Source organism: Marinobacterium profundum (genome assembly GCF_001528745.1).
In the GTDB taxonomy this organism is placed as follows: Bacteria; Pseudomonadota; Gammaproteobacteria; order Pseudomonadales; family Balneatricaceae; genus Marinobacterium_A; species Marinobacterium_A profundum.
In genome coordinates this window covers 1-3,932 of record NZ_BCNS01000009.1, presented here as the reverse complement: position 1 = coordinate 3,932, position 3,932 = coordinate 1, and the positions used below count along the sequence as shown (strand labels likewise).

Here is a 3,932-nt window from a genome sequence, read left to right as displayed (position 1 = left end):
TGTCCACCGGGTTAATAGCCCGGTAAAGACGTAAATTACAGCTAAAGGAGTCAGTTATGGCCACGAGCATCGTCACCATTGATGCACCCGACAAGGTAGTATCCTGCGATGAAAAAGGTGCCGCGCAACAGCTGCTTAACGTCAGGAATATCTCCGGGCATCCCATCACTGTGGGTGCCAAAGTGCTTGTGGATACGGCTACGCAGGCGAGCTGGCTGCGCATAGACGCACCGGCGGAGCAGGAGATGGCTGACAATGTACTTACCCAGATTCCCGTCAGCATTCAGGTTCCGGCGGATTGTGAGCCGGGTCGCTATAGCTATCGATTACTGGTGTACTCGGTCCGCAAGTCCGGTGAAGAGTTTACCGAGGGCGAAACAGTTGCGTTTGAGGTGCCCGCTAAAAAAGTGCCGCCACCCCCAGTGCCGCCGAAATCGTCTTATACCAAATGGATCGCGGTGCTGGTGGCGATACTGCTGATCGGTGGCGCTGCGACCTGGTATTTCTTGCCGAAAAGCGTTGAGGTTCCTGATGTGGTCGGCATCCCCCTTAATCAGGCCAGTGCGGTGCTTGAGCAGGCAGGGCTTGAGATTGCTCAGCCTGTTGCCTCAAAGGCGTCCCGTGAACAGATGCCCAATAGCGTGCTGGAACAGATGCCGGCAGCGGGCTCTGAGGTGGACAAAGGCTCGACGGTCCAGCTGACCGTCGCCGAGAAGCTACTGGTAAAAGTCCCGGTGCTGGCCGGGGTGAGGTTGGCCACGGCGGTGCAGCGGCTCAGCTCGGCGGGCCTGGGTTTGGGTGAGGTCGCGGAAAAAGTCGACGATAGCAAGCCGGTGGGTACGGTACTGGAGCAGCAACCAGACCAGGGTCTGTCAGTGGAGGAGGGCACTGCAGTGAATCTCGTTGTCTCCCGGGAGAAAGGCAAGGTGCTGGTGCTGGATCGTCCCCAGATCGAAATATTGAAAAACATGCAGCTGCAGCAGCGCATGAAAATTCCGGCAACGCTGTTACGCGAAGTGGCGCCTGAGGATGCTCCTCTGGCTGAGTAGCCAGTCGCCAAACCGGGATCTTTCTGTCGACAAGCAGGCTGGCAGATGCGGTAGGCGGCGTCGGTGCCCTACTGCCAGTTTCCCATCAGGATAAAAGGGGCCCAGAAGTAGGGATGGCTATAGCCCGGGGAATCCCCATTTGCAACAGCCAGCCCGGCACCGCGTTCTGCACCGTTGGGGGCTAAGTCGGTGCCCGGATCCCTGCCGATGAATGACAGCTGCGCAGCCCGCAGTGCTTCTGCCTTGCTTCTGCCCTCGGTGCGCAGCCGGTAGAAGCGTTGCATAAAAGTGCCAGTGGCGACATCGGCCACCTCCCACAGTGTGGCCAGCACACTGGATGCACCCCGCCGCTGCACCAGGGATCCAAGTCCCTCGACCTCCCGCCCGGACGCTGCGTCCAAGCCGGCGCTTGTCTGCGGGGATGGGCCGCGGGCCTGTTCACCAACGGCCGTATTGCAGGCGGAAAGGGTCAGCAGTTCTACCTTGTCAAAGCGCAAACGCTGAAATCGGTCGAGGTTAAGGCGATCACCATTGCCCAGTACCAGGAATGCCTCCTTGTAGTTGCCGCCTGCGGGTAGTACGAAATGGCTGGCGATGTGGATGACCGGGAATAGTTGCAGGTCCAGCAGTTCTTCCAGGCTGGCAGCCGTGAAGGCGTCGTCAAGGTGGATGATTCCTGGCAGCACGCCGTCCGGATCTTCGCTGTTTTCCTGCCGCACAATACCATCGAGCTCATCGGCGACGGCCGTCAGCCTGGCAAAGCCCTCGACCTTTCGGCTCAGGCCGAGCCCGGCCACCTTCCATTTCGCAGATGGCTGGTCTTTCCATGAGTTCTGGGTGGCCTCGGTGAGCATTGCCACGGCATAGTCCTGGGTCAGCCAGCGGCTGCTCTGGCTGTCGTACAGAGCGCTTAACGGCACATAGCGCAAGGCACCGTCCATGGAAACCCAGAGTAATTCGGCTTCGGCCTGCTCCAGGTCGTTGGCAATGGGCGCGATCAGCAGTGAGTAGAGCGCTGCCGCGGGTTGCCTGATCTTACTCGACGGTGAGAGCAGCGCGGCACGCAGATCCTGGATTTGGCGGTGGAGCTGTGTCGCTGATACGGGAATCTGCCGCGCCACCTGTACAGTGGCGGTGGTCAGAATAATGTACAGATAGTCAGTTGTGACGAGGTAGTGAAGCATAACGGCGCGGATACCGGTCCGTTCGCTGACGTCACTTACGGCGCCTTGCAAATTGAACAGGTATTCCAGCGTATTGGCATCGACTTCGGATATCTGGGGTGCGCTCTGTAGCTCGCTTTCGAGTTGGGCGAGCAGCGTGCTGAGTGCGTGTTCTGCACGTTCGATATCCTGTTTATGTTGGCTGAGCGCTATTTGTTCCTCGTTGCTGAGCGTCTTGCCCTGTAAGTACAGGCGGCGTTTCTTGGCCTGCAGTGCTTCGTAGTCCCGAGCTCTGGACAGCAGATCTACCTTAAACGCCTGCAGTTGATCGGCCAGCGGTGTTTCAGGTACGGCGAAATCACTTTGAGTATCGTCACTATTAGCCGTTGCTGATCGCACTACAAAGTCGGCGTACTCCTCCTGCTTGAGCATATCCAGCACCCGCTGTGCTTCGGGCAGCCGACCCTCATCGATCAGCAGTCCCGCCAGCCGCTTGTACACATGCAGCTTGTCGGCCAGATAGATGCGCTGCGTCGTCTTGTCGAGTGTCTGAATACCGCCACGGATGGTCTGCAGAGTGTTGACCGCCAGTTTGCCGAAGAATATGCCGACCCGGGGAGATGCCATGCTGGCGTACAGGCGGCTGATATCGTTGTAGATTCGCCAGAGCAGGTTACGCTCACCGACCTCTAGCTGAATCACAAGCGCCTTTTTATAGTGATCCAGTGCCAGATCGTATTCGCCGCGCCGATGGTAGAGCAGCCCCAGATTATAATGCGCTGCGCTAAAGCCAGCGCGGTCTCCGATGGCTTCCTGAATGTGCAGCGACTCTGAAAAATGGATCAGTGCTGCATCGACGTTGCCCAGCCCCAAATACAGCTCGCCGAGGTTATTGAGTGTCCTCGCCACGCCCGCCTGATCCCGGATCTGCCGCTTGATCGCAAGCGAACGCTGGTAGTGCTCTAATGCTTTGTCCGGCAGGCCGCGCGCGCGATAGATCGCACCTATATTGTTGTAGTTGTTGGCTTCGCGAACCTGGTCACCCATCTTTTGGGCCATGCGCAGCGAGCGTTCGCAGTCGTCCAGTGCCTGCTCAAGCGCATTGAGATTTTGCTGAATAAGACACAGATTGCCGAGCAGTTTCACCTGGCCTGGCCGGTTTTGGCGTGATTTTTCCAGGGCCAGAGCGGAGTTGTAAGCACTTAGCGCCGTCTGATAGCGCCCCTGTAGCCGAAACAGACCCCCTATATTGTTCAGCGCCTCGGCTTCCCGGGCCTTGTCATTGCTGCTGCGTGCAAGCTTCAGCGCTTCTTGGTAGCGGATCATGGCATCGTCGTAAGCGCCTTCAGACTGATGGATGGCACCGAGGTTACGCAGATTCTCGCTGGCCAGCCCGGCATCACCAATCTGTCGGGCCACGGTCAGCGCCTGGTCTGCGTATTCTCGGGCCGCGGCGTAGTCGTCCGTGCGGCGGTAGATTAGTGCGATTATGCTGCGTGCCTGTGCGTCCAGCTTGGGGTCATTCAGCGATTGCGCAATCTGCACGGCGTCGCCTGCGCGGCTTAGTGCCAGGGCATACTGCCCGACGCTCTCATCGAGCCTGGCCAGGTTTATCAGCAGCACTGCGGCCAAGGTGTCGCGCCCCTGTTGTGTGGCCAGCGCCAGACCCTGTTCCCAGCGTGAGCGCGCCTGGGCATAGTCACCAGACAGATAGTCCTTG

The 3,932-nt window shown here is 58.8% G+C and carries 2 protein-coding genes; one reads left to right on the top strand and one right to left on the bottom strand.

Features of this window, described 5'->3' with window-relative positions:
* Positions 1–56 precede the first annotated feature (56 nt).
* Positions 57–1,049: a PASTA domain-containing protein gene (locus tag MPRO_RS00915; protein WP_067285955.1), complete on the top strand. Its 993-nt coding sequence runs from the start codon at positions 57–59 to the stop codon at positions 1,047–1,049.
* 68 nt (positions 1,050–1,117) lie between these two features.
* On the opposite strand, the gene MPRO_RS00910 is transcribed toward MPRO_RS00915, so the two are convergent.
* On the bottom strand, positions 1,118–3,932 hold a 2,815-nt coding region (locus MPRO_RS00910; RefSeq protein ID WP_067285953.1), incomplete at its 5' end, for a CHAT domain-containing tetratricopeptide repeat protein.

What these genes read in the sequence shown, in the direction of transcription:
- MPRO_RS00915 (WP_067285955.1), top strand. Translation starts at nt 57, where the DNA reads ATGGCCACGAGCATCGTCACCATTGATGCACCCGACAAGGTAGTATCC.